Here is a 25,918-nt window from a genome sequence, read left to right as displayed (position 1 = left end):
TGCGAGCATTATCGCATTTATTTAGCTGCCAATGTAACGCTATGCCCTCGAGCACGACCCTGCAACACGCGATCGAGAACATCACCATCTGGCGCAAAGGCGAACAGCGTGCGCCGCATAAGCCACTGTTACTGCTGTACGTCCTTTCGCAGTACCAGCGCGGCCATGCGCGGATGTTCGACTACGCCTCGGAGATACGCGATGAGCTGCATAGCCTGCTGGAACGCTTTGGCCCGCAGCGCCGCCAGTACCGGCCGGACATGCCCTTCTGGCGCCTGAAAGGCGACGGCTTCTGGGAGCTGCACAACAGCGAACAGTGCTCAACCCAGGGCAGCCGACAGCCGCCCGGCAAAGAGCTGGAGTTCTGCCACGTCGCCGGCGGCTTTGATGAGCAGCATTTTGCGTTACTTAACAGAAATAAGAAGCTGATCAATACCCTCGCCCATCAGATCCTCGAGGCGCACTTTCCGGAGAGTATTCAGGAAGAACTGGCTGAAGAGATGGGGTTTGATCTGCTGCAGATCCGCAAAGAGCGCGACCCGCATTTTCGCCAGCAGGTGCTGCGCGCCTATAACTATGAGTGCGCGATCTGCGGCTTCAATATGCGCCATGATAATACCTCCGTCGCTCTGGAAGCGGCCCATGTCAAATGGAAGCAGCACGGCGGCCCCTGCGAAATCCCTAACGGCCTGGCGCTCTGCGCGATTCACCATAAGGCTTTTGATAAAGGCTCCATTTGTCAAGGCTCAATTGAAATGTCCGTTATCCAGCTCAATTAAAATGACCACTTTGATCTCTCATTCTCTTTACTGATAGACTTTCCTCCGACTGAAACAACAGGATGATTGAGCCCATGCTTCGATACGAGTTAACGCCGAACAATGCAGGTTTTATACTGTGGGGAGATTCAGAAGCCCTGAATGAATTACATGAACTCATTCATTACATCGTGGATGAAAGCCCACTGATTAAAGTTAAAGACGGATTTATGTTATCCCTTGCCTATGATATTCGTAAAGCACGGGAAGGTAATCGTCGTGTTGAGCAACATCAGTATGATCAACATGATACATATAAGCTTTATGGTGTTGAGCTTTTATGGCCTCTGGTCCTGGTACAGTCCTCAATACTCAGAAACTCAATGGGTTATATTCAGACAGACAAAAACCAGCTGTCTGTCATGTATGCCTTTGAATACCTGATAGAATCAGCATTAACAGAGTCTGAGAGAACAACGTCGAATGATATTATGCTAACAGTAAAATATGCATCAGACTCTGATTTTAATTTCATTGAGGATAATATTGACAGCAGGTGCTGCTATTTTATCAGCCTATCTCCGGAGCAAAGAAAAAAGCAGTTAATCAGTATTGTTCGTTCTTTTCATTCATTATGGGGTAAGTATGCCCGTGAAAAGCAGGACATAAAGATGCTGAACGAAATGAATAATACATCATGGGTCTGGCCGGACAATATCAACTGGTGAGCAACCACTGTCCGGCCAGTGAGTACCATCAGCGGGCTCTTTTACCAAAAATGTCCTCTGAACGTGACTGAAGCTGTTTGAGTGCTTCGAGCATGTCATCATTATCCAGTGAGCGCTGGGATTTCTTCCCTTCCTGCTTTGGCCGTCGTCGGGAAGGGCCATCTCCAGCGGGAATTGACTGAGAGCGCGTGTTATCCCGCTTGCTCTGCACCAGACTGATAAACTCCAGGGTTCGGCCAAGACGCTTGTTATCGACAATCGCGCCCTGGTCGATTTCTGACAGTCGGTCGTAGGTAGAGTAGGGAAGTAGCGTACCGTTCAGGCGCAGCTCTTTTCTGCCATCAGGATAGTGATACACATCGATATATTTACCTATTGCACGGCGACTCAGTTCGCTGTCTTCAATCAGGTACAACATTTTATCATATTGTATCGTCAACGATTTTGAGACTTTACGTTTTTCACGAACAGTGAAAATAAGCCCCAGGTCCTCATCATGTTCTACAGCACGGTGTACGTCAAAATCATGTCGCGGTACTTTGCCAAAACGGCGGTTATAGTCAGCCATATAGGCCTCAGCGAAGTCATTTGCAGCCTCCATTGAACAAATGCCCTGTAACCGCAGCTCTTTGACCAGACGATCCTGTAAAGTGAGGTGAGCTCGTTCTACACGCCCTTTGGCGGGACTGGTTTCTGCACAGATAGTCTGGATGTTCAGTTCATGCATGGCTCGCCCAAACTGAGTATGCCCGTCTCCGCCTGTGGCGTGTTTATTGTTAACACGAAAAACACCGGCTTTATCGCTGTACAGTGCCAGCGGTTTACCATGCTTATCGATATAGCGCCGCGTGGCTTCGAAGTAAGAAAACGTGGACTCCGATTTAACAAACAACAGTTCCATCAGTTTGCTGGTTGCATCATCAACATAGACCAGCGCGGTGCAGGCCGGGCCACGGCCTTCAAACCAGTCGTGATCACAGCCATCTATTTGTATCAGCTCACCAGTACACGGACGCCGGTACCGTGGTTGAGGGATCCTTGCGGCACGTTGTTTACGGGGAACCCATAAGCCAGCCCGCACCATGATGCGCCGGACAGTTTCTTTGCCAAGAAACAGTCCGTGGAGTTCTTCGAGCTTTTCACGCGCCAGAGTCGGACCGAAATCAGCATAACGCGTCTTGATCAGTTCCAGAGCCTGATCTGCGAGCCCGGGTGGCAACTGGCGGTTACCACGCATGCCACATCGTCTGCTGGCCATACCAAGCGGTCCGCCTTCACGGTAACGGGCAAGAAGTCTGCGGCATTGCCTGTCGCTGATACCGAGGTGCTCGGCCGCACGGCGCGTTGTGATGCGACGTTCAATGACGTCCTGTATAATCTTGATCCGGTTGATCTCTTTCAAAGTAAACACTCCTGAGCTTTCTGCGCTCATGATATGCCTCCCGGTAGTTTAAACGGACCAGTGAAGCTTACCATAGCGCGGACATCTGAATTGAGCCACAGGCGGACATTACTATTGAGCCATTACACCATTGGTCTGGATGAGGATATGCGCATCCAGGTTTCGCCAGCGGTGAACGGCGGGGGCATTGTTGGCAGGCTGTTCTGGGATTTTGATGGTAAGCCGATTACCTTGCCGCAGGGGAAAGAATGCTATCCGCAGGAAGGGTTTGTGGCGTGGCACCGGCGGGAGGTGTTCAGGGGGTGAGGGGGGATGGTGTGTGGCAATGAGCGGGATTTGTGTTTGCTTAGCTTTGCATCCCTCAGCCTGTCGTCAACCTTCTAAACAGGCATCAAACACGCCGGGGAAACATAAAGGGGGATCAAACGCCCCACAGAATTAGGCTGAAGGACGCTCGTTCCATGCATCACTGAACTGAATATTCCCGTCGTGGATCCTCCAGGTGATTTTCTCATATTGCAGGCTAATGCTTTCAACATGGTTAATTTTGTCATTCGAGGAAAGTTTGCAATTAGGTACACCACAGTTAACCCCGGTTATTCTGACCTGCTCCATAAGTACAGAATAATAGGCCACTTCCTGCCCTGCGTGGTTGATATGGTAAAACTTGATTTCTGCACTTTGTAGTGCCTGCCCCGTTGCGGCGGCCTTGTAAAGATATGGGGTCGAACTATCCACTTCTTTTTCAATCATCATTGACGAATGCTGACGCGTGCCCGTAATTTTCCCATTGGCACTGTCCACAGGCAGATTAACACCATGACTCAATCCGATGATTTCGATACTTCCCTCTCGATCCTGAACATCAACAGACCCTTTAATGTCTGCGCCACCATCGTCTTTAAGCCACATATATGGAGGAATTGGCATCTCATTTGCTCCTTATCGTAGAAATTAACTTCAATGTAATAATGTAGAGTACAGTTGAAAGGAATATCACTATTATCAACGATATATAAAAGAAAGTGTCATACATCGTATCGGCATTCATACTCCCGAATAAGAAGTGGCAAACATCCCTTGCGATATCATAATCGAGATAGATTTCCGGCCTTGGAAGTGCACGTCCCAGAACCAAAAACAGCAATATAAAATAAATAATCTTACTTATTTTACGGGCAAGAGATGTTAGAGCCACTGGCAACAACCTCCACCCAACCACGAGCCATAAGGGAACGCATGCAGGGAACCTGAACCAGTGATGTATTCATAAGCGCATTCCGGATCATGGCAAAATCAGAATTATGGGCGATAGTAATACAACCTTCGGAAACCGTACCCGGATGCAAACGGAAGTTACCACGTTTCACACCTTCGACCCACGTCTCATCGTCGATTCCGTGGTCGTCACGCCATAATGCAAACCAATCGCTTTTACCAAATTCACGATAACCTAAAACCTTATTGACCGTATCCTTAATTTCTCGTCCCTTTTGAGAAATCCAGTTTCCTTCATTGCGGTCAACAATCCAGTATTTTCCCGGAGGCAGCGGGCCATCTTTCACGACTGCGCTGCATGCAGCTTTATTGCGATATACGCCCCGCCCTGAATGCGCCATAAAAACACCGACGCCGTACAAATTAAAAGGTGCATAATCAGCGCCATTTAATATCAACTTTCCCTGTAGAGCCATGATATACCATCGTTCCTTAATGATTTGAGATATGGTAGTGGTTGGTTTAGAAAGGTTCCAGAGTTAGGCTATGATTTTCAGATAATATTAATTTTATTAGGGGTTGAGGTTAAAGCATTAGGTAGTATGTAGTATGTAGTGGCTGTGTTTGTGTAAGTATCCCGTATAATTGAGCTATTCATATTTAGAGATCATTAAGACTGGCCGGATTATTGGATGATTCGTAGCGTCGCGGGCATGTGCGCTATCCGGCACGACTGATGGTTTAGCTGACTGAGCAGTTATGTCGTCCGTTGCCATAACGTACAAAGATATCCTGTTATTTGCTCCAGTCACAGGTTGAAGAACAACGCCTGTTTTCGTGATTAGTGTTAGAATCATGGAACAGCATATCATAAATGTAGACCTCTACGCATGAGTTGAGGCTTTGTTTCTGGCGACACCATCCATGCTATACCTACCCACGTCATGGCTTAGAATTATGAGAAATCGGAGCAGATCCAGGCTATGCGGGAGACAACAAAGAATTATATTTTGTGAGTATAGTAACTCTTAATTGTTATCTCCGAAAGCTAACACATTAATAAGCAAAGAATATTACTTAAGAATTGTTACCCATAACCCATTCCATGTGAGTGGCTATATTTTTATTCCTATCTATGTTAATTTTCCCATCAACAAAATCGATTACAAAAAAATGTTCATTTTTCGACTGAACAGTGTTAGAATAAAAAGAGAAGTATTCATTGTTATTTTTATATCGAAAATCTACAGCGATTGTTTTTATTCTCTTGTGGTTAACAAGCTCTGTGAAAATTTTATTTAAATCCGGGCGTTTACTTTCTTTATCATCATTTTGTAGTTCCGTATCAAAATATCGTATAAAACAATTTTCAATGATCCTCCCCTCTTTATCTACCTCAACCTCATCTATCTGAGAATTAGCAATACCAAAACTAACATTATAATCATCATTATGGGATATTACTACAGGGTTAAATATGCTAAAGTAAACAAAAAAATCATTATCCTCGTTTGAAACATTATAAAGCATTCTTGATAAACCACGATGAATAAAATCTATAGGTCGTTTATGTGGATGACGAGTATATCCAACATAATGTATCTCAGTACTTATTCCCAAATTTATATAGTTATCTTTAAGAAAATCATGGATAGAAATTATACTCACATGTTTACTATCATGTTCAACATATAAATATTTATCAGTCACTCTTATTTTTGGCATTATTTTCCTCTTACCATTTGGCGTAACATCAAAAAAAGAATATTTTAATTTTAACTTTCTACACTCCTGTCCAATCAATAAAGTTAGGTTTAAATCCTTCGTTAAATAAGAGTATGTTGGTTTTTTCTCAGTGGAAAATCTAACTTTTTTTCTTGCACCTAAAAAATAGATAAATCTTTTTTCACAATGCTCACTCAAATAAGCCTCAACCGCCCCAAGATAATTCTTTATGATTTTATTGGTGTCAATACGATCGGGTGGATTTATAAGCATATCATACCAAATGCAATTAGTATTTATAAGTTCTACCCACCAAGATTTTTCCGATTCAAAATAAATTTTGTTGGAATTTATAAAGCCAAAATCGCCACGTCCCATAATACTACCTCATAAAATATTTACTGCAGTTTAACTAAAACTTTTTTGTATACCAAGCTATTTCTCTTAGTTGGATGAGAAAATAACTTTCTATAAAGAGCTTCTGACTTTAATGTCTAAGCATTGTATATCAAATATTAAAAAAAGTTCCTGTAGATAAGCTAAGAGTATGTAGAGCCTTTGCAAGCAATGATTGCTACTGATGCTGTAACCGTATTGTACTGCCTCCATCCCGGTAAACGATTCTGCCCTATAGTTTGAGCATTGGGGGAGCATATGGACATGACTTTCGTGAAACATCTATTGACATCGTAACCGATACTGAGCGTGTGGCCACCTTACATTCAGACGTTAGCGTCATTAAGCTTTTCTATAGTGAGCACCATCGTTATGGTTGTTACTCTCTAAATTGGGGAGCCAGTAAAGGACTGGATCACTTTCAGGACATATGCATTGTGATGGGAGCTACGCACTGGCGTCTTCTAAACAGATCGAATCTACAGACACTTCCACCTTCGTCGCGCAATAAACTTTATGTAGCTTGCTCCCGGGCTCGGGGAAACATTTATTTCGTTTCAGAAGCGAATTTCAGGAATTACAAAAAATGAAAAAATCTATGGTAGGGAAGCAATAGAAATTGTTCTGCCAGAACTTATCTTACCAGTAGCTACCCAAAACCACGTTTCAGGTCATTACGTCAGGCACTATTCTGTGTAAAATCAGAGCTAACCCAATTTCGTGGAGTGCCCTGCTATGGCTGGCGTGAACAAAACGCACCTGACTGAAACAGACATCATTACTAAATTCATCCTTCCTGCGGTTAAGGATGCGGGCTGGGATGTGATGTCGCAGATTCGCCAGGAAGTGAAACTGCGAGATGGTAAGATTGTGGTTCGCGGAAAGCTGGCCTCACGTATCAAAGTTAAGTCTGCCGATATCGTGCTGTACCACAAGCCTAACTTGCCATTGGCAGTTATCGAAGCCAAGGCTAACAAGCACGCCATCAGTAAAGGGATGCAGCAGGGACTAGACTACGCAAGCCTGCTCGATGTTCCCTTTGTATTTGCCTCCAACGGTGATGGGTTTATCTTCCACGATAAAACCAATCCACAGCAGCTCGAATCCGAAATTGCCCTCAGTGACTTCCCAACACCCGAACAACTCTGGCAAAAATACTGTGTCTGGAAAGGGTTCACTCAGGAGCAGTTGCCGGTTATCAGCCAGGACTATTTCGACGACGGCAGCGGAAAATCACCCCGTTACTATCAGATGCAGGCGATTAACCGAACGGTGGATGCCGTATCGGCAGGTAAGAACCGTATTCTGCTGGTCATGGCCACGGGTACGGGCAAAACGTATACCGCGTTCCAGATAATCTGGAGGCTGTGGAAAGCTAAAAACAAAAAACGCATTCTATTCTTGGCGGACCGCAACATCCTGGTTGATCAAACTAAACGTAACGACTTTCAGCCGTTCGGTAATGCGATGACTAAAGTTACCGGGCGCACCATCGATCCGGCTTATGAGGTGCATCTGGCGCTGTACCAGGCCATTACCGGACCAGAAGAACACCAGAAAGCCTATAAACAGGTGGCGCCTGATTTCTTCGACCTGATTGTCATTGACGAATGCCACCGTGGCAGCGCTTCTGAAGATTCAGCCTGGCGAGAGATTCTGGAGTATTTCGGCAGCGCCACTCAGGTCGGTCTGACGGCAACGCCAAAAGAAACGGAAGACGTCTCCAATATTGATTACTTCGGTGAGCCGGTTTACACCTATTCGCTGAAAGAGGGTATTGAAGACGGTTTCCTCGCACCTTACAAAGTCGTGCGCGTTGATATCGACGTTGATGTCCAGGGCTGGCGGCCCGTCAAAGGTCAACTGGATAAATACGGCGAAGAGATTGAAGACCGTATCTACAATCTGAAAGATTTTGATCGCACGCTGGTGATTGATGAGCGCACCATGCTGGTGGCGCAGACCATCACCGATTACCTGAAACGTACCAACCCGATGGATAAAACCATCGTTTTCTGCAACGACATCGATCACGCCGATCGAATGCGCCATGCGCTGGTGGTGCTCAACCCCGAGCAGGTGTTGAAGAACGAAAAGTACGTGATGAAAATCACCGGCGACGATGATATCGGCAAGGCGCAACTGGATAACTTTATCAATCCTAAAAAAGCCTACCCGGTTATCGCGACAACGTCAGAATTGATGACCACTGGCGTTGATGCGCAGACCTGCAAGCTGGTGGTATTAGATCAAAACATTCAGTCGATGACCAAGTTTAAACAGATCATTGGGCGCGGCACGCGCATCAACGAAAAACACGGCAAGCTGTGGTTCACTATTCTCGATTTCAAAAAAGCGACCGAGCTGTTTGCCGACCCACGCTTTGATGGCCTGCCAGAAAAGGTGCTGGTGGTAAAACCCGGTGATATTTCTGACAAAGATTCAGACTTCAATGAACAACTGGATGCGGAAAATAACGCTGATGGCGGTGATAATGACGCCAGTGAAGCGCGAGAAGACGTCGCTGACTATCAGGTCAATCGTGACAAGCAAGCGGGCAACGGTGAGTTCCATGACGATGATGAAAACAAAGTCCGCAAATTCTATGTGAATGGCGTGGATGTAAAAGTGCTGGCTAAGCGCGTTCAGTATTACGATTCAGATGGCAAACTGGTGACTGAATCTTTCCAGGATTACACCCGCAAAACGATGCTCAAAGATAGCGAATACGCCTCACTGGATAGCTTCGTGCGCAAATGGCAGGATGCACCACGCAAACAGGTGATCATCGAAGAACTGGAGCAGTTGGGGATTCTGTGGGACGTGCTGGCCGAAGAGGTGGGTAAAGATCTCGACCCGTTTGATGTGCTCTGCCATGTGGTGTACGGTCAGCCGCCGTTAACCCGACAGGAACGCGTGGCCAATGTGCGTAAGCGCAATTACTTCACCAAATACGCCGAGCCAGCACAGCAGGTACTTAACACGTTGTTGGATAAATACGCCGATGAAGGGGTTCAGGAAATTGAGGACGTTCAGGTACTCAAACTGAAGCCGTTCGATACGCTGGGTCGTCCGATAGAAATCATCAAAACCCGCTTTGGTGACAAAAAGGCGTATGAGCAAGCCGTTAATGAACTGGAAAATGAAATCTACCAGTTACCGCCACGCTCAGCCTGATAACGTATAAATACATTGCCACTGGCCGCGTCTGCGACCGGCGGCATCCTTTTTTAAGTATGGAAAGAAAACATGTCGATTAGCTCAGTCATTAAATCCCTTCAGGACATTATGCGTAAAGACGCCGGTGTGGACGGCGATGCCCAGCGTCTGGGGCAGCTTTCATGGCTGCTGTTTTTGAAGATTTTTGATACCCAGGAAGAAGAGCTGGAACTGGAGCAGGATGACTATCAGCTGCCGATCCCCCAGCGCTATTTATGGCGTAGCTGGGCGGCGAACAGCGAAGGCATCACCGGTGATGCGTTGCTGGAATTTGTGAACGACGACCTGTTCCCGACGTTGAAAAACCTCACCGCGCCGATCGATAAGAACCCGCGTGGCTTTGTGGTCAAACAAGCGTTCAGCGATGCTTACAACTACATGAAAAACGGTACGCTGCTTCGCCAGGTGATCAACAAGCTCAATGAAATCGACTTCAGCAGCAGCCAGGAACGTCATCTGTTTGGCGATATCTACGAACAGATCCTGCGCGACCTGCAAAGCGCCGGGAATGCGGGTGAGTTCTACACCCCGCGCGCTGTGACGCGTTTTATGGTCAACCGCATCGACCCGAAGCTGGGTGAGTCGATTATGGATCCGGCGTGCGGCACCGGCGGCTTCCTCGCTTGCGCCTTCGACCATGTGAAAGACAATTACGTCAAAACGACTGAAGATCATAAAACCCTACAACAGCAGATATATGGCGTAGAGAAGAAGCAACTTCCGCACCTGCTGTGTACGACCAATATGCTTTTACACGGCATTGAAGTGCCGGTGCAAATCCGACACGACAACACGCTGAATAAACCGCTCTCTTCCTGGGATGAGCAGATCGATGTAATTGTTACCAACCCACCGTTTGGCGGCACAGAAGAAGACGGCATTGAGAAAAACTTCCCGGCAGAGATGCAGACCCGTGAAACCGCCGATCTGTTCCTGCAACTGATTATCGAAGTGCTGGCTGACAAAGGCCGCGCGGCGGTGGTGCTGCCGGACGGTACGCTGTTTGGTGAAGGCGTAAAAACTAAAATCAAAAAACTGCTCACCGAAGAGTGCAACCTGCACACCATCGTGCGCTTGCCGAACGGCGTGTTTAACCCGTACACCGGCATCAAAACCAATATCCTGTTCTTCACCAAAGGTCAGCCAACCAAAGACGTCTGGTTCTACGAGCATCCGTACCCGGATGGCGTGAAGAACTACAGCAAAACCAAACCGATGAAGTTTGAAGAGTTCCAAACTGAAATCGACTGGTGGGGCTGTGAAGCTGACGGTTTTACCAGCCGCGAAGAAAACAATCAGGCGTGGAAAGTCAGCATCGACGACATCATCGCCCGCAACTTCAACCTTGATATCAAGAACCCGTATCAGGGCGAAACCATCAGTCACGATCCGGATGAGCTGCTGGCGCAGTACCAGATTCAGCAGGCGGAAATCAGCGAGCTGCGTAACCAGCTGCGCGATATTCTCGGTGCTGCACTGGCAGGCAACAAGGGGGCGAACTGATGACCGTTGGGAAGCTGATCACCGACCATATCGATATCTGGTCTTCCGCGCTGCAAACCCGCTCTACAGCCGGGCGCGGCAGCAACGGCAAAATCGACCTCTATGGCATTAAGAAACTGCGTGAGCTGATTCTGGAATTGGCGGTGCGCGGCAAACTGGTGCCGCAGGATCCGAATGACGAACCGGCGTCGGAGCTGTTAAAGTGTATTGCTGCAGAGAAAGCTGAGCTGGTGAAGCAGGGGAAGATTAAAAAACAGAAGCCGCTGCCGGAAATTAGTGAGGATGAGAAGCCGTTTGAGTTGCCGAATGGGTGGGGCTATTCAAGACTTGGAGAGTTGTTCAATATTGTATATGGCAAGAGTTTTTCCAACTCGGACTTAGTAGATTCTGGTTACGAGGTGTTCGGAGCAAATGGGATTATTGGTTTTTACTCATCATACTTATATGAGGTGGAGCAACTTTTAGTTTCCTGTCGAGGTGCTTATAGCGGGAAACCTAACATTTCACCTAAATACTGTTTTGTAACTAGTAACTCTTTAGTTTTAGAGAATAGCTGGAAGTATCTCTGCCAAGCATATTGCTTTCATACTTTAACAATCGCGGATAAAAAAACAATTGTCACAGGTAGTGCTCAACCGCAAGTAACTACTACAAATTTGGAACCATTTATAATTGCTATTCCTCCGTTAAAAGAACAATTACGCATTAGTAATAAAGTAAATGAACTCATGTCCCTGTGTGACCAACTGGAACAGCAAGCCCTGACCAGTCTGGATGCGCATTCTCAGCTTGTTGAAACGCTACTGGCAACGCTTACCGATAGCCAAAATGCAGAAGATCTTGCCGAAAACTGGGCTCGAATCGGCCAGCATTTCGACACGCTGTTTACCACCGAAGCGAGTATTGATGCGCTTAAGCAAACAATTCTTCAACTGGCAGTAATGGGTAAACTGGTGCCGCAAGATCCTAACGACGAACCTGCTTCTGAACTGCTTAAACGTATTGAGCAGGAAAAAGCGCAACTGGTGAAAGAAGGTAAAATTAAAAAACATCCTCCGGTTGAACCTTTGGGAGAACCTGCCTTATTACCCCGTTCGTGGTTAAATATTGTTGTTCAGGATTTTGCTGACATAAGGTTGGGAAGTACTCCTGATAGATCTGAAAAGAAATATTGGAATGGAGATATCCCTTGGGTTAGCTCTGGCGAAGTTGCCAATGAGGTTATTTTAGATACAAAAGAAAAAATCACACCTGAGGGTTTTAAAAACTCGAGCACAAGTATGATTCCAACTGGTAGCTTACTTATGGCAATTATTGGACAAGGAAAAACGAGAGGACAGACGGCAATTTTAGGTATTGATGCATGCACCAATCAAAATGTTGCTGCTTTTGTTTTTAACCAAGTGCTTGTCGAACCTGAATATGTTTGGATCTGGGCGAAAAGTAAGTATTTGTCCCATAGAGGAGATGGCCACGGTGGAGCACAACCCGCACTAAACGGGAAGAAAGTCAGAAGCTTTATCTTTCCTTTGGCTCCAATCAAAGAACAGCAGCGAATCGTTAGCGAAGTGAAGCGACTTAATGATATTTGTGACACCCTTCAATCCCGCCTGCAATCCGCCCAGCAAACCCAACTCCACCTGGCGGATGCGCTCACCGACGCAGCATTAAACTAAGGATCAGACGATGCCGGTTCATCATGCAATCTGGCGGATAGGGGAGAATCCCCAGCCGCTAACTATCAGCAAACTCGCCAGCGAGCAACTGCTGGAGAAGATGATTTTAAACGATCCCACTATCCTCTCTGATCAGTGGATGATCATCGGCCATCAGGAAAATACGCTCGATAAAGGGCGTATCGATCTGCTGGCGATTGCGCCGGATGCGTCGCTGATCCTGATTGAACTGAAACGCGACCGCACGCCGCGCGAAGTGGTTGCTCAGGCGCTGGATTACGCCTCCTGGGTGGATGACTTAAGTGCCGAGCGTCTGTCGCAGATTTACGATAGATTTTCCGGTGGAGGGAACTTGGGTGACGCATTCAGACAACGCTTCAACGCCGAGCTGGAAGATGATTCCATCAACAAGTCACATCAAATCATTATTGTCGCAGCGGAGCTGGATCCCTCCACCGAGCGTATCGTCGACTATCTGAGCAAGAACGGCATCTCGATTAACGTTCTGTTCTTTAAAGTATTCCAGCACGGTGACGAACAATTCTTAAGCCGCGCCTGGCTTATCGATCCGAGCGAAACGCAAACCAATGCCGCACAGTCCACTGCCACCAGCGCCAGTGCGAAAGAACCCTGGAACGGTGAGTTTTATGTCTCGTTTGGCGATTCAAACAGTCGCGTCTGGGAAGAGGCGCGCCGCTATGGGTTTATCAGCGCGGGGGGCGGAAGCTGGTACAGTCAGACGTTAAAACAGCTTCAGCCTGGCAATCGTGTATGGGTAAAAGTCCCGGCGACCGGTTACGTCGGCGTCGGTATTGTACAGAGCGCCGTTGAGCCTGCCAGTAGCTTCACCATCAACACTGACGACGGCGAAAAGCGGGCGATGGATGTGCTTAAGTACAGCGATCTCTATCACCGGAACGCAGATGACCCTGATAAGTCCGAGTATTTTGTTCCCGTGAAGTGGCTGGAAACCCGCAGTGAGCAAGACGCGGTGAATGAGGTCGGATTCTTCGGAAATCAAAATACGGTCTGCAAACCTACAACTCCAAAATGGCGACACACTATTGAAAAACTTAAACGATACTTCGGAAACTGGAACGCCGAATTGTAATTTTCAAAGGAGTTTCGCTTTCCAAATATACTAGAAATCATTATATCTAAAGGCATCTAAAAGTGGATGATTCGTTTTATTGGAACAGTTGCATTCTCGTTAATTAAAGCGGCTGCTTCCGACCGGCGAATGGTCATTCAGAAGCTGAGAATGTGGTTATTTTTTAAAGAGGAATTGGCATGATTATTAGCCTTGAAGAGCTTGGCCTTGCCTACCGAAAAGCAAAAGTCGATTTGTACTATTCATCCCATGTTTCGCTGGAAGCAATTGCGTCTTACGAAGAGTCCCTACATACGAATCTGACGGTTCTGCAGGAAAAAATACAAGGTGACGACGAATCATGGGTGGAAGAGACTGAGTTCACTGGCAATTGGTTTCTGGCCACCAAATCTGTAGACATGTCTTGCTGGGAACAGCAGCGAGAACCGCAAGCTAACGGTCTCATATTTTCCTCACCTGCTGAAAAATGGGCATATGCTTGCAACTCAATGGCTGATAAAAACGAACAAAAAAAAATCAAAGCCGAGTTTCGAGTAATGGCTCAATGCAGTCTGGATTTTCATGTTCTCTCGACTCTTTGGATGTTAAAAGTCGGGCATCTTTTTGATGCCAAATTATCTACCTGTGCTTACGGTAACCGCCTGCGCCGTACTCTAGATGGAAAAGACATCAATGCACTTTCAATTGGTTCTTTTCAACCTTACCTCAGACCTTTTCGTGATTGGCGTGACAATGGCATTAACGCCATGCGGAGCGCGCTTAGTGAAAGCAAAAAAATCGTGGCACTCACTGCTGATGTTAGTTCTTTCTATCACGAACTGAATCCCGGGTTTATGCTTGATCCAACCTTCGTCAAAGATATTTTGGAGTTGGAACTCACTGCTGAACAAAGCAAGCTTAATCGATTATTCATTAATGCGTTAAAAGCATGGGCAATTGAGACTCCGTTGAAGAAAGGGTTACCAGTAGGTCTCCCTGCTTCAGCTGTTGTTGCCAACGTAGCCCTGATCGAGCTGGATCGCGTTATTGAGCAGCAAGTCGCACCTATATATTACGGACGGTATGTAGATGACATCATTCTGGTCATGGAAAATGGTGCGAATTTCTGTTCCATGGCAGAGCTATGGCAATGGTTGTTCGCCCGTTCTTCCGGCAAACTGGACTGGGTAAAGGGCGAGGAAAACAAACAGATCAGTTTTCAACCAAACTACCTGCATGACAGCCAGATTCGTTTTGCAAATGCGAAGAATAAAGTGTTTATCCTTGCGGGTGACTCCGGAAAAACCTTAGTAGAAGCTATTGCTCATCAGATTTATGAACGAGCCAGCGAGTGGCGAGCCATGCCTCGGTTACCGCATTCCTCGAACAATGTTGGAACTGATTTGCTTGCTGCAACTCAAAGTAATGGCGAAGTCGCTGACAATTTGCGTAAAGCAGATGCACTGACTATGCGTAGGGCTGGTTTTGCCATCAAACTACGCGACTTTGAAGCCTATGAGCGTGACCTGCAACCGGGCACATGGAAAGGCCATCGCCAGGCATTTTTTCGTGCATTTATTGATCATGTTGTGGTGCTGCCACAATTCTTTGATTTATCAGTCTACCTACCCCGAGTGATCCGACTGGCCACGGCCTGTGAGGACTTTGTCGAACTGCGCAAACTTATCTTAGCGCTCGAGAATATTTGCGATGAAGTTCGAGAAAATTGCCTCCTTACCATCAAGGCGTGTCCTGATGATAACCTCCCTTTTGAAGCAGAGATTATTGGCAAATGGAGGGCTCAGCTTTTTAGCAGTGTGCTTGAAGCTATCGTTGCGGCATTTCCTCCGCGTATTTCCAAGGTGGGTAAGCAAGCCTGGAATGACCATTTAAAAAACTGGCACGCCCGGTGTAAACTAGACATTCAATATTCGGGTCGTGATTTTTCATTAAAGGGCTACCAAGAACAGCAGGCGAGATTATTCTCTTTCGACTTAGCGCACATGCCATTCCGCTTTATAGGTCTACCAAAAGAGATGATTGCTCAACGGGGCATACCCGCGCCGAAAACAGTAGCCCACTGTGCGGAAGCAGCAGAATTACTGCCTGATATTGTCGTTTTGGGTAATCAGGTTGTAGCAAAATGGTGCAAATTTAAAATCATTCCACATGGACTGCTATTTGCCACCCGGCCTTTCAGCCTGCCGGAACTCTTTATCCTAAACAATGAGGCTTATACAGCTTCAGCTCAGCAAGAAATGCGAGCTATTATTTTCGCTGTTCGCGGTTTTGTACTCGGTAATAAAACACCTTGTGTCGATAAACAAGGCATATTGCAAATCCCTGACGGCCAATCTGCTGGAAAATATGGGGTTGCCATATCTAGCTGGAAAACGTCCATGTCAAGCTGGACTGCGGCGGTCATGCGTTCAGCCGATCCGGATGCAAACCGTTACACTCGCTTATGTCGCTTGCTTGATGGTGTGATAGCCCAACCACATAACAGTCGTTACTTAATTCTGCCGGAGCTCTCACTCCCTGCGCACTGGTTTATTAGAATTGCCCGTAAGTTACAAGGTCGCGGGATTTCACTTGTCACCGGCATTGAATATTTACATGCCAGTAAAGCAAGAGTACGCAATCAGGTATGGGCTTCCTTGTCTCATGATGGGTTGGGTTTTCCTTCACTAATGATTTACCGTCAGGACAAACAACGCCCAGCACTGCATGAAGAGCAGGAATTACAACGAATAGCAGGGCTAGAAATGAAACCAGAAAAGAAATGGACAACGCCTCCCATCATTCAACACGGTGATTTTCGTTTTTCCTTGTTGATTTGTAGTGAGCTGACCAATATTAGTTATCGCGCAGCGCTGCGTGGCAACGTTGACGCGCTGTTTGTGCCAGAATGGAATCAGGATACTGAAACTTTCAATGCCTTGGTCGAGTCTGCTGCGCTAGATATCCATGCTTACATCATCCAATGCAATGACCGCCAGTATGGCGATAGCCGCATCCGAGGCCCCTTCAAAGATAGCTGGAAGCGTGATGTATTGCGAGTCAAAGGTGGTATTACAGATTATTGTGTAATAGGCGAAATTGACGTACATTCTTTACGACAATTTCAAAGTAGCTATCGTTCTCCTGGTAAACCCTTTAAGCCTGTTCCGGATGGATTTGAGATAGAGCACTCTCGAAAAATGTTGCCAGAAGCATAAGTAAAATTGAAAAAAAATATCGATGCAGGTTATTAAAGATGAGGCAACATGCCATAGTCAATCATAACCTGCAGATGTAATTTGAAACTGCATGTTGAGAGTTACGGATTTATTTGTGTATTCAACCCTCGCATAAAAATGAAGTAGCTTTCATATTCCACACTACTGATACTCCCTGAAAAATATATAACTAAAAAAACAATTTTAAAACATGAGGTAGGAATAGCAATCTGACTGTGATGTAGTTATTTTTTTGATGAAGATAATTTGGTGCTCGTTGTTCATAGCTACATCTTGATAAACATAGATGATTTAAATATACATATAACATTTCAGATAATTGATAAATATAGCAGTATAATTTTACATTCATCATACCCCTTAATATTTTTCTTGCATTTTATTGACATTTGTGGTAATGGTTATAGAAAAACAGTCAGGAACTAAAATGTCGATACGGAATATAGATATCAGATGTGGCCACAGTAGGACTTCTATAGTACTCTCTGTTATTGGTGCGTCGTTATTTACTGTCGCAGTATGGATATTTATTTTTTTCCTTATATTTAGACCAAGTTACCTTAAATTTTTTGGATTTGCTCCAAAATACTTTCTCACTAACCCATTAAAAAACCCAGACTCCGCTCAAAGTGAACACTTATTAGAGTTAATTTCTAACGGAACAATTCTTAGCTTAGATAACCTTTGGAGTATGCAAACAGGGCTTTACCAAACTATAATCACTGTCTTGATAGCGATTAATGCCATTCTTTGTGCATTATCTTTTGTGCTCATCAGAAACTCAACTAATTCAGTAGCCCGCGAAGAGGCCAGAAAAGAAACAATTACGGAAGTTTCCATACATCTTAGTAGTGCCGAGTTTAACAAAAGATTAAAAAAAATAGTTAAAGATAAAATAAAAGATGCCGATTTTGATATCGGAGATATAATGCAATCAATTGAATATTTGAGCAACTCAATTGAAGATCTTCAGAAGCAAAATCAGTTGTTACAAGCTCAAGTCGATATATTTAACAAAAAATCACCTTCAAATAAATCCGAAAATAAAACTATAAGTGATGATGAACTTGGTAATGATTTGATCATTAGTGAAGGAAAATAATGATGGCTTTTATCAGAAAAAAAACACAAGAGAAGAAAGCACCTTCTTCCACTGATACATCAATGAAAACACCAGAGCAGCTTTTACAATTCGCACAAAAAAACAATATTGACTTATATCCCTTAGATGTTTCCCGACTAACTATTCTGCTAGGAATAAAAATGCGACTGGAACCTTTAAAAGGTGAAGACTCAGGCTGCTTATACAAGGATAATAAAAGCCAAGAGTGGATTATGCTTGTGAATTCTTTACATCACCCAAATCGACAAAGATTTACAATCGCTCATGAGATCGCACATTATTTGATGCATAGCAAGCAATTAGATTTCTTTAAAGATGAAGTTTTCTTTAGGAACGGAGAGTCTAATATAATTGAAATAGAAGCGAATCGTTTCGCTGCCGAATTATTAATGCCACCCGAAGCATTTAGTGTATTTATTAAACAAAAATCTACACTTGTAGCAGATATTGCCAATTACTTCGGTGTTTCAGCTATGGCTGTAAGGATAAGAGCTCAGCAACTAGGATATCAAGGACATAATTTATGAGTAATTTTACTTATTTTCCAATAATAAAAACCCGTGACGCCGAGCTCAAAGCAATGACTCATCTAAAAGATGATGTTTTTGATAAAATATTACCTATTTATGAACTAACCAAATCAAGAAAAACAAAAACCACTCCAGATGGAGACATACATAGACGTATGAAAGAGTTAAAAGAAATTCAAAAAGGCAGACCTTTCATACTCGACATTTGCATAAATGAAAATTACATGAATGCTCAACTTGAACAACTTCTATCCCCGGATAATGGCTATTTTGAATGGCAATACTTTATCAACACATATAACGAACTCAATATAATACCTATGGTTCACATTGATGATAATGACTCTCTCTACAATATGGAAAGTTTCATCCTATCACAAAGTAAGAAGGGTCGCTCTATAGCAGCAAGATTTCCAATAAATATTAACAACATAGATGAATACATAAAAAAAATAACTTCAACCATGTCTGTCAACCAAAAGCTCTTCATCATATTGGATTCGGAGCAGATAACTGAATCTAATATTGATGAAGTTATAGCAAACCTCCAGTTAAATATGGAAAAAATAAAACCAATATTGAATGAAAACATCAATGCCATTATTGCAGGAACTTCATTTCCTAAAACGGTATCCGACTATGGCGACAAAGAAGGCGATATTCCTATTCTAGAGGAATATATATATGAAAAATTCCAAGAACCTTATGTTCTATATGGGGATTATGCTTCAATTAATATTGAACAAATCGAAATAAAAGGTGGAACATTTGTTCCAAGGATAGATTTCTCGTTGGAAAAGATTATTTTTTATAAGAGATATAGAAGAAATGCAGGCAGTTATCAAAAATGTGCGGAATATATTTTAAAAGATAAAAGATATGCGGCAATGGACATTTGGCCTGATAAAGAAATAGCAAAAGCAAAAGGCAACGAACCTTCTGGTATTAGCCCTTCCTTTTGGATATCTGTACGAATGAATCATTTCATGAACACAAGAGTAAAATTAAGAAGCAAAGGTTAATCTATGTGATGGCATTCTATTTAAAGTCATTAAATCATCTCGAGTTATACTATCCCCTTTTTCATTTATGAAGGTTTCAAACGGAGTCTTCATTCTTTTCTCTAAAGAATATCTTGAAATGGATCTAATTTTCTCAAGATTAAAGGTATCAGAAATTTTCTGACATAGTTCCATTTTTGATAACTTACCAACCTTAACAAGACCTCTAATTTCTTTAATATTCAAAGTGCTTGCTAATATTAACTTATCATGAGCCTTAAATTGTTTAGATTTTCTTATTAAAGTCACTTGCATATCATCTACCATAATTAAACCAATCTCTTTTGAAATAACCTTTCTAACATTATCAATATTGCCTGGCTCACAAACAATAAAGCAAAAATCAAAATATTTTTTATATCCATAAATTTGCTGCGGTAGCCGAGTTACATTATCACCTGATGTTTTTATTTCAAATGCTGTTGCTATTCCATCACATATTGTTATTATGTCAGCTCTTCTGGCTCCGAAATCAAATCTAAACTCTGAGCCTATAATATTTTTTTTCATATTTGCCAAAAGATACTCAGTTAGCTTTATTTTGACTTCATACTCTTTCATTCTTTTTTCCTTCCCCCTCAAAATACTGGTTAAAAATACAGTAAAAATCACATCTTGTCATTTTATATTCACCAACCTGTACTATTTTTGTACTAAACTTAGGTAACTTAATGATAGTTGCGTCTATTTTCTTCCAAGCAACTATCATTAAAATGATGCATTGATGTTATTTTTCTATCGCAATTCTGGCATAATCAAACGGACTAACCCCCATCTCCCGATTAGCATCCAGAAAATCAGCCCACCATTGGAGCATCAGTTTGCGTTCATCCAAATGCTCCGCCTTATGGATGTAAGCAGCACGCACAGAGTTACGCTCCATATGGCTCATCTGACGCTCTACCGCATCCCTCGACCACAGCCCTGATTCAATTAACGAGCTACAGGCCATTGTTCTGAAACCATGCCCACAAACTTCAACCTTCGTGTCATATCCCATGACGCGCAGTGCCTTGTTCACCGTGTTTTCACTCATGGGCTTATGAGGGTTATGATCTCCAACGAAAACAAAATCGCGCCCACCACTAAGCTTGTGAACCTGTTTGAGTATTGCTAATGCCTGGCGAGACAGCGGTACTAAATGAGGTGTGCGCATTTTCGAACCCCGCTGCGAATGCTTAACACCCTCTATAGCTTCACGCTCTGCCGGAATCGTCCACATTGCCCTTTCAAAATCGATCTCAGACCAACGGGCAAAGCGCAATTCACTAGAACGAATAAAGATTAATAACGTGAGCTCAACAGCCAGACGGGTTAAAGGCCGTCCGGTGTAGTTATCAATTCGGTGGAGTAGTTCAGGTAAGCGTTTCAGTTCAAGTGCAGGTCGATGGACACGATTACTTGAAGCAACTGCCCCAGCCATCTCCTGAGCAGGATTGTAATCGATCAAACCGCTTTGCACTGCATAACGCATAATCGCATTGGTACGCTGTTGAAGACGCGAAGCCACTTCAAAACGCCCTGTAGCCTCAACGACTTTGATAGGAATAAGGAGATCGCGCGTGCTAAAACTATCAATACTCCGCTTCCCAATTGCTGGAAAAAAATTATCTTCCAGGCTCTTCAGCACCCGTCGGCTATGCTCTTCTGACCATTTTTTATTTGCTGCGTGCCACTCTCTGGCAACTGACTCAAAGGTAATAGCCTCTTTCGCCTGCTCTTCTTTCACTGCACGCTTGTGTTCACGGGGATCGATACCTGCAGCAACAAGCTTTCTGGCCTCTTCCCTCTTTTGACGAGCATCAGCTAATGAAGTTTCAGGATAAACCCCAAACGCCATCAGGTGCTGCTTACCACCAAAGCGAAAGCGGAACCGCCAGTATTTTGAGCCGTTAGGGTGAATGAGCAAAAACATGCCATCCCCATCGAAAAGGGTGTATTCCTTTTCCTGCGGTTTTGCAGTACGCACTTTGATATCTGTCAGAGCCATAAAAGTTCTCCTTCCATGTGCCGCCGTGAGTATACAACCATTATCGAACCAGAATATATACTCGGTTCTATACTCACAAGCGACTTGATGTGGGTTGACTCAGATTGACTTCTGTTGAGTGAAAAAGCGAGGAAAGCCTTGCGGATACTGGATTTCAGGCACAAAAAAGACGTCCGTTGACGTCTATTGATGTTCCGATGGTGCCGAAGGCCGGACTCGAACCGGCACGTATTTCTACGGTTGATTTTGAATCAACTGCGTCTACCGATTTCGCCACTTCGGCACTGAAGGGGATGCGGAAACGTTCTGGATTATACCTGTCGGCGGCGGTCATGCAAGCGACAGAGTATCGTCATTGCGCTAAGTGTTGAAAAAAACAGCGCTATCCTGCGCGGCGTCACCTTTTACGACCGTTCCACAGCGCGACTGCCACCTGCAACCCTCCTCTCACTCCCCCGAGAACCCAGCTTCACCTGCCAGCCACTCCCCTTTCCCCCTTGATCCCCCCAAACCCCACTCAAAATTATCTCAAGTTTTTCTCACATCACTCTCACCCGCATACCTCAACACAACCCAACGCTCCCCATGCATCCCCAATATCCAATCCCCCAATATTCCCCCCAACTATTCCCCTAACCCCACCCGCCACCATTCCCATATATTCCAGAAAGTTTTAGCCAATGCCTTTTTGTTATTCACCCACTTCGCAGCCAAATATTAATTTCATCAATATTTTTATAACTTTACATTAATGAAAAGTTTTCTTTTTGCCGTTTATTCCAGGATTTTCCTCAGGCGTGAAGGGTTCCGGTAAACACTATTTTTACTAGTCGCTGTACGAGTCTTGATGGACATATTCACTCGATGAATTAACTCAGGAGAATACTTGTGACGACGTTAAAACCTTTGCTGGCCCGCAACCGCAGCTGGGCGCTGCAGAAGTGTCAGCATGACCCGGACTATTTCGAAAAATGGGTCGACGGGCAGCGGCCCCACTCGCTGTGGATCGGCTGCTCCGACAGCCGCGTGCCCGCCGAGGTGCTCACCGGCAGCCAGCCCGGCGAGCTCTTTGTCCACCGCAATATCGCCAACATGCTCGACCCCGCCGACGACAACGTCATGAGCGTCCTGCAGTATGCCCTCCACTACCTTGAGGTGGAGCGGGTGGTGCTCTGCGGCCACTACGGCTGCGGCGGCGTGCAGGCGGCGCTCTCTCTGCCCACCCTGCCGCTGGCGCAGGAGTCCTCGGCGCTGGCTCGCCGCATCGGCCAGCTGCGCCACACCCTGCATCACGAAATTGCGCAGATCGCCGATGACTGTTGTGTTGCGGCCTCCCCCGGCGCCAGCGCCAGCACTGACGCGGAGCGCTCTCGCCATGCGCTGGACGCCCTGGTGGAAGCCAACGTTCGCGCCCAGTTCGTCCGTCTGCTGGAGAGTGAACCGGTGCAGACGGTGATCGCCAGCGGGCGGCCCCTCAGCCTGCACGGCTGCGTCTACGACCTGGCTTCCGGCCATTTAACCACCCTCGTCGAACACCTCTCACCGCAGGAGCACGCCCCATGAATACGTTTCGTCAGGACTCTCTCGCCGGCATCGTCGTCTTCCTTGTCGCCCTGCCGCTGTGCCTCGGCATCGCCCAGGCCAGCGGCTTACCGCCCTTCGTGGGCCTGCTGACCGGCATCATCGGCGGCCTGGTCGTCACCGCCCTCAGCCCTTCCCGCTTCGCCGTCAGCGGCCCCGCCGCCGGACTGGTCACCATCGTCGTCGCCGCCATTGAATCCCTGGGTTCCTTCTCCGTCTTCCTGATGGCGCTGGTGCTGGCCGGCGTGCTGCAGCTGCTGTTCGGCATCCTGCGGGCCGGGCGCTTTATCTCGCTGGTTCCCGCCAGCGTCATCAAAGGCATGCTGGCGGCGATCGGCATCCTGCTGATTATGCAGCAGATCCCCGTCGCGCTCGGCACGGCGGAAGAGACCGGGCTTGCCGAAGTGGTTCAGGGCAATGCCGCTTTCTCCGTCACTGCGATGGCCGTCGCCGCGGGCGGCCTGCTGGTGCTCTGGCTGTGGGGCTCGCCGCTTATCCGCCAGGTGAAGAGCCTGCGCTGGATCCCCGGGCCGCTGATCGCCGTCCTGCTCGGCTGCGTGACCACCCTGCTGCTGACCCATTTTGCGCCGCAGCAGCTGGCCGCCCTGCCGCGTATTACCCTGCCGGCGTTCGGCAGCCTCGGCGATCTGCTGGGCGAGCTGGAGTCCCCCGCATGGAGCGCCTGGCGTAATCCGTCGGTGTGGGTGGTGGCGGTGACCCTGGCGCTGGTCGCCAGCCTCGAAACCCTGCTCAGCCAGGAGGCGCTGAAAAAGCTGCGCCCGCAAAATCCGCCCCCTTCGCCGAACCGCGAAATGGTCGCCCAGGGCGTCGGCAATCTGCTCTCCGGCGTGCTGGGGGCGATGCCGATCACCGCGGTGATCGTCCGCAGCTCGGTGAACGTCAGCAATGGCGCGCAGAGCAAGCTGTCGATCTTTATCCATGGCGTCCTGCTGTTAATCTGCGGCCTGTGGTTCAGCGGCCTGCTGACCTTAATCCCGCTCGCCAGCCTCGCCGCCGTGCTGCTGTATACCGGCTATAAGCTGGCGACGCCGCGGCTGTTCATCGAGCAGTTCCGCCAGGGGGCGGCGCAGTACGTCCCGTTCCTCGCCACCATCGGCGGGATTATCGCCTTCGGCATGCTGGCGGGGATTGGGATTGGTCTTGCCACCCAGATGGCGTTCAGTCTCTGGCGCAGCCATCGCCACTCGCTGCAGCTGGCACGCTACGATGACCACTACGTGCTGCGCATCCAGCAGAATCTGACCTTTATGCACAATCCGCATCTGCTGGCTCTGCTGGCGAAAATTCCGGAAAAGAGCGTGGTGATCGTCGAACACGACAGCGTCGGCTATCTCGACCCGGACGTGCGGGCGGTGCTGGATGATTTTGCCGAGAGCGCCCCGCAGCGCGGCATCCGCCTTAATCAGTGGCCGCTCGCCAGCCGCTGACCTTAACGGGCGGCTGGTCCGCCCGTTTCGCGACCCCTCCGATTGCCAAGCGCCGGGGAATACCATGCTCTACACTTTCTGGGTTATCACGCCAACCCCAAGGAAATAAACATGAGCATCATTAAAAGCTACGCCGCCAAAGAAGCGGGCGCCGATCTGTCGCTGTGGGAATACGATGCCGGCGAGTTGCAGCCGGAAGATGTCGAAGTTGAGGTGGAATACTGCGGGATCTGCCATTCGGACCTGTCGATGATCGACAACGAATGGGGGATGTCGAGCTACCCGCTGGTGGCCGGTCACGAGGTGATTGGCCGGGTGGCGGCACTGGGCAGCGCGGCGCAGGATAAAGGGCTGAAGATTGGCCAGAAGGTCGGCATCGGCTGGACGGCGCGCAGCTGCGGCCATTGCGACGCCTGCATCAGCGGCAACCAGATCAACTGTCTGGAAGGCTCGGTGCCGACCATTCTCAATCGCGGCGGCTTCGCCAATAAGCTGCGCGCCGACTGGCAGTGGGTGATCCCCCTGCCGGAGAGTATCGATCTGGCTTCCGCCGGCCCGATGCTGTGCGGCGGCATCACCGTCTTTAAACCGCTGCTGACCCACCACGTGACCGCCACCAGCCGCGTCGGGGTGATCGGCATCGGCGGCCTCGGCCATATCGCCATTAAGCTGCTGCGGGCGATGGGCGCGGAAGTGACCGCCTTCAGCTCCAACCCGGCGAAAGAGCAGGAAGTGCTGGCGATGGGCGCCGATCGCGTAGTCAACAGCCGCGATCCGGAAGCCTTAAAAGCGCTGGCCGGTCAGTTTGACCTGATCATCAACACCGTGGCGGTGGATCTCGACTGGCAGCCGTACTTCGAAGCCCTGGCTTACGGCGGCAACTTCCATACCGTCGGCGCGGTGATGAAGCCGTTCCCGGTGCCGGCCTTTACCCTTATCGGCGGCGACCGCAGCATCTCCGGCTCGGCGACCGGTAATCCGTCCGAACTGCGCACGCTGATGAAGTTTGCCGGGCGCAGCAAGGTGGCCCCGACCACCGAGCTGTTCCCGATGTCGCAGATTAACGAAGCGCTGAAGCACGTTCGCGAAGGCAAAGCCCGCTACCGCGCGGTGCTGAAAGCCGACTTCTGATGGTTCTCTCCCGCCGGGCGGCCCGCTCGCCCGGCGTTTTCCCCGTCGCTTCATCAAACCGTCATCTCCCCGCCATGCCTCTGTAGTCATTGCTTCCCAC

19 protein-coding genes, 1 tRNA gene and 3 pseudogenes are annotated in these 25,918 nt (G+C 47.1%); 15 read left to right on the top strand and 8 right to left on the bottom strand.

The annotated features are described in order from the left end of the window. Window positions 1-41: 41 nt before the first annotated feature. Together A1WC_RS22720 and A1WC_RS22725 are read left to right on the top strand one after the other, a co-directional pair. Window positions 42-737, top strand: a pseudogene (locus tag A1WC_RS22720) (phosphorothioated DNA-binding restriction endonuclease); the annotation flags it as partial. A 116-nt stretch (window positions 738-853) separates the two neighbouring features. Beyond that, window positions 854-1,486 carry a DUF6904 family protein gene (locus tag A1WC_RS22725; RefSeq protein ID WP_001567369.1) on the top strand — a complete coding sequence of 211 codons (633 nt, stop codon included), beginning with the start codon at window positions 854-856 and terminating at the stop codon, window positions 1,484-1,486. 28 nt (window positions 1,487-1,514) lie between these two features. On the opposite strand, the gene A1WC_RS22730 is transcribed toward A1WC_RS22725, so the two are convergent. Beyond that, the gene (locus tag A1WC_RS22730; RefSeq protein ID WP_001567368.1) at window positions 1,515-2,918 is read right to left on the bottom strand and encodes an ISNCY-like element ISKpn21 family transposase; all 1,404 of its coding nucleotides are present in this window, start codon (window positions 2,916-2,918) and stop codon (window positions 1,515-1,517) included. A 96-nt stretch (window positions 2,919-3,014) separates the two neighbouring features. Here A1WC_RS22730 and A1WC_RS22735 point away from each other — a divergent pair. Next, window positions 3,015-3,194 (top strand): annotated as a pseudogene (locus A1WC_RS22735) (HNH endonuclease); the annotation flags it as partial. 132 nt (window positions 3,195-3,326) lie between these two features. Here A1WC_RS22735 and A1WC_RS22740 read toward each other — a convergent pair. From A1WC_RS22740 to A1WC_RS22750, 4 genes are all read right to left on the bottom strand, one after another. Next, window positions 3,327-3,818 carry an Hcp family type VI secretion system effector gene (locus A1WC_RS22740; protein ID WP_016160194.1) on the bottom strand — a complete coding sequence of 164 codons (492 nt, stop codon included), beginning with the start codon at window positions 3,816-3,818 and terminating at the stop codon, window positions 3,327-3,329. Window position 3,819: 1 nt separating this feature from the next. Then, window positions 3,820-4,086, bottom strand: coding sequence for a hypothetical protein (locus A1WC_RS28215; protein ID WP_032691122.1), 267 nt, complete (start codon window positions 4,084-4,086; stop codon window positions 3,820-3,822). Then, a complete protein-coding gene (locus tag A1WC_RS22745; RefSeq protein WP_012969062.1) occupies window positions 4,061-4,582 on the bottom strand; it encodes a DUF2778 domain-containing protein in 522 nt (173 codons plus the stop codon). Before A1WC_RS22745 ends, A1WC_RS28215 begins: the two co-directional genes overlap by 26 nt. A 601-nt stretch (window positions 4,583-5,183) precedes the next feature. Further along, entirely contained in the window at window positions 5,184-6,209 is a 1,026-nt protein-coding gene (locus A1WC_RS22750; protein ID WP_016160193.1) for a hypothetical protein, read from the bottom strand. 311 nt (window positions 6,210-6,520) lie between these two features. On the opposite strand from A1WC_RS22750, the pseudogene A1WC_RS28210 reads away from it, so the two are divergent. The 9 genes and pseudogenes from A1WC_RS28210 to A1WC_RS22790 all read left to right on the top strand — a co-directional run. After that, window positions 6,521-6,817 (top strand): annotated as a pseudogene (locus tag A1WC_RS28210) (DNA helicase UvrD); the annotation flags it as partial. 145 nt (window positions 6,818-6,962) lie between these two features. Further along, complete coding sequence (gene hsdR / locus A1WC_RS22755; protein ID WP_016160192.1) at window positions 6,963-9,404, top strand: EcoAI/FtnUII family type I restriction enzme subunit R; 2,442 nt, start codon at window positions 6,963-6,965, stop codon at window positions 9,402-9,404. A gap of 72 nt (window positions 9,405-9,476) precedes the next feature. After that, window positions 9,477-10,949, top strand: coding sequence for an N-6 DNA methylase (locus A1WC_RS22760; RefSeq protein WP_016160191.1), 1,473 nt, complete (start codon window positions 9,477-9,479; stop codon window positions 10,947-10,949). Then, a complete protein-coding gene (locus A1WC_RS22765; RefSeq protein ID WP_016160190.1) occupies window positions 10,949-12,625 on the top strand; it encodes a restriction endonuclease subunit S in 1,677 nt (558 codons plus the stop codon). The genes A1WC_RS22760 and A1WC_RS22765 overlap by 1 nt, the downstream gene beginning before the upstream one ends. Window positions 12,626-12,635: 10 nt before the next feature. Next, complete coding sequence (locus A1WC_RS22770) at window positions 12,636-13,736, top strand: hypothetical protein (RefSeq protein ID WP_016160189.1); 1,101 nt, start codon at window positions 12,636-12,638, stop codon at window positions 13,734-13,736. 179 nt (window positions 13,737-13,915) lie between these two features. Further along, the gene (locus A1WC_RS22775) at window positions 13,916-16,933 is read left to right on the top strand and encodes a reverse transcriptase domain-containing protein (protein WP_016160188.1); all 3,018 of its coding nucleotides are present in this window, start codon (window positions 13,916-13,918) and stop codon (window positions 16,931-16,933) included. Window positions 16,934-17,381: 448 nt separating this feature from the next. Further along, complete coding sequence (locus A1WC_RS22780) at window positions 17,382-18,056, top strand: hypothetical protein (protein WP_016160187.1); 675 nt, start codon at window positions 17,382-17,384, stop codon at window positions 18,054-18,056. Then, a complete protein-coding gene (locus A1WC_RS22785; RefSeq protein ID WP_016160186.1) occupies window positions 18,056-18,604 on the top strand; it encodes an ImmA/IrrE family metallo-endopeptidase in 549 nt (182 codons plus the stop codon). The genes A1WC_RS22780 and A1WC_RS22785 overlap by 1 nt, the downstream gene beginning before the upstream one ends. Further along, entirely contained in the window at window positions 18,601-19,629 is a 1,029-nt protein-coding gene (locus tag A1WC_RS22790; protein WP_016160185.1) for a beta family protein, read from the top strand. Before A1WC_RS22785 ends, A1WC_RS22790 begins: the two co-directional genes overlap by 4 nt. On the opposite strand, the gene A1WC_RS22795 is transcribed toward A1WC_RS22790, so the two are convergent. From A1WC_RS22795 to A1WC_RS22805, 3 genes are all read right to left on the bottom strand, one after another. Beyond that, window positions 19,612-20,229, bottom strand: a complete 618-nt coding sequence (locus A1WC_RS22795) for an MmcB family DNA repair protein (RefSeq protein ID WP_016160184.1) — start codon at window positions 20,227-20,229, stop codon at window positions 19,612-19,614. The two genes, A1WC_RS22790 and A1WC_RS22795, sit on opposite strands and share 18 nt — an antisense overlap. A 166-nt stretch (window positions 20,230-20,395) precedes the next feature. Then, window positions 20,396-21,658: a tyrosine-type recombinase/integrase gene (locus A1WC_RS22800; RefSeq protein WP_016160183.1), complete on the bottom strand. Its 1,263-nt coding sequence runs from the start codon at window positions 21,656-21,658 to the stop codon at window positions 20,396-20,398. Between the two features lie 198 nt (window positions 21,659-21,856). Next, window positions 21,857-21,941, bottom strand: a tRNA-Leu gene (locus A1WC_RS22805). A 605-nt stretch (window positions 21,942-22,546) separates the two neighbouring features. On the opposite strand from A1WC_RS22805, the gene A1WC_RS22810 reads away from it, so the two are divergent. The 3 genes from A1WC_RS22810 to ahr all read left to right on the top strand — a co-directional run bounded on the left by A1WC_RS22810 (window position 22,547) and on the right by ahr (window position 25,818). Then, window positions 22,547-23,221, top strand: coding sequence for a carbonic anhydrase (locus tag A1WC_RS22810; protein WP_016160182.1), 675 nt, complete (start codon window positions 22,547-22,549; stop codon window positions 23,219-23,221). After that, window positions 23,218-24,687, top strand: coding sequence for a SulP family inorganic anion transporter (locus tag A1WC_RS22815; protein WP_016160181.1), 1,470 nt, complete (start codon window positions 23,218-23,220; stop codon window positions 24,685-24,687). Before A1WC_RS22810 ends, A1WC_RS22815 begins: the two co-directional genes overlap by 4 nt. A gap of 111 nt (window positions 24,688-24,798) precedes the next feature. After that, window positions 24,799-25,818, top strand: coding sequence for an NADPH-dependent aldehyde reductase Ahr (gene ahr / locus A1WC_RS22820; protein WP_004178400.1), 1,020 nt, complete (start codon window positions 24,799-24,801; stop codon window positions 25,816-25,818). The last annotated feature ends 100 nt before the right edge of the window (window positions 25,819-25,918 follow it).

The sequence above is a fragment of the Klebsiella sp. KTE92 genome (assembly GCF_000398905.1).
Classification (GTDB): Bacteria; Pseudomonadota; Gammaproteobacteria; order Enterobacterales; family Enterobacteriaceae; genus Klebsiella; species Klebsiella variicola.
The sequence above is the reverse complement of the archived record's forward strand: the minus strand, read 5'-3'. Positions and strand labels throughout refer to the sequence as shown.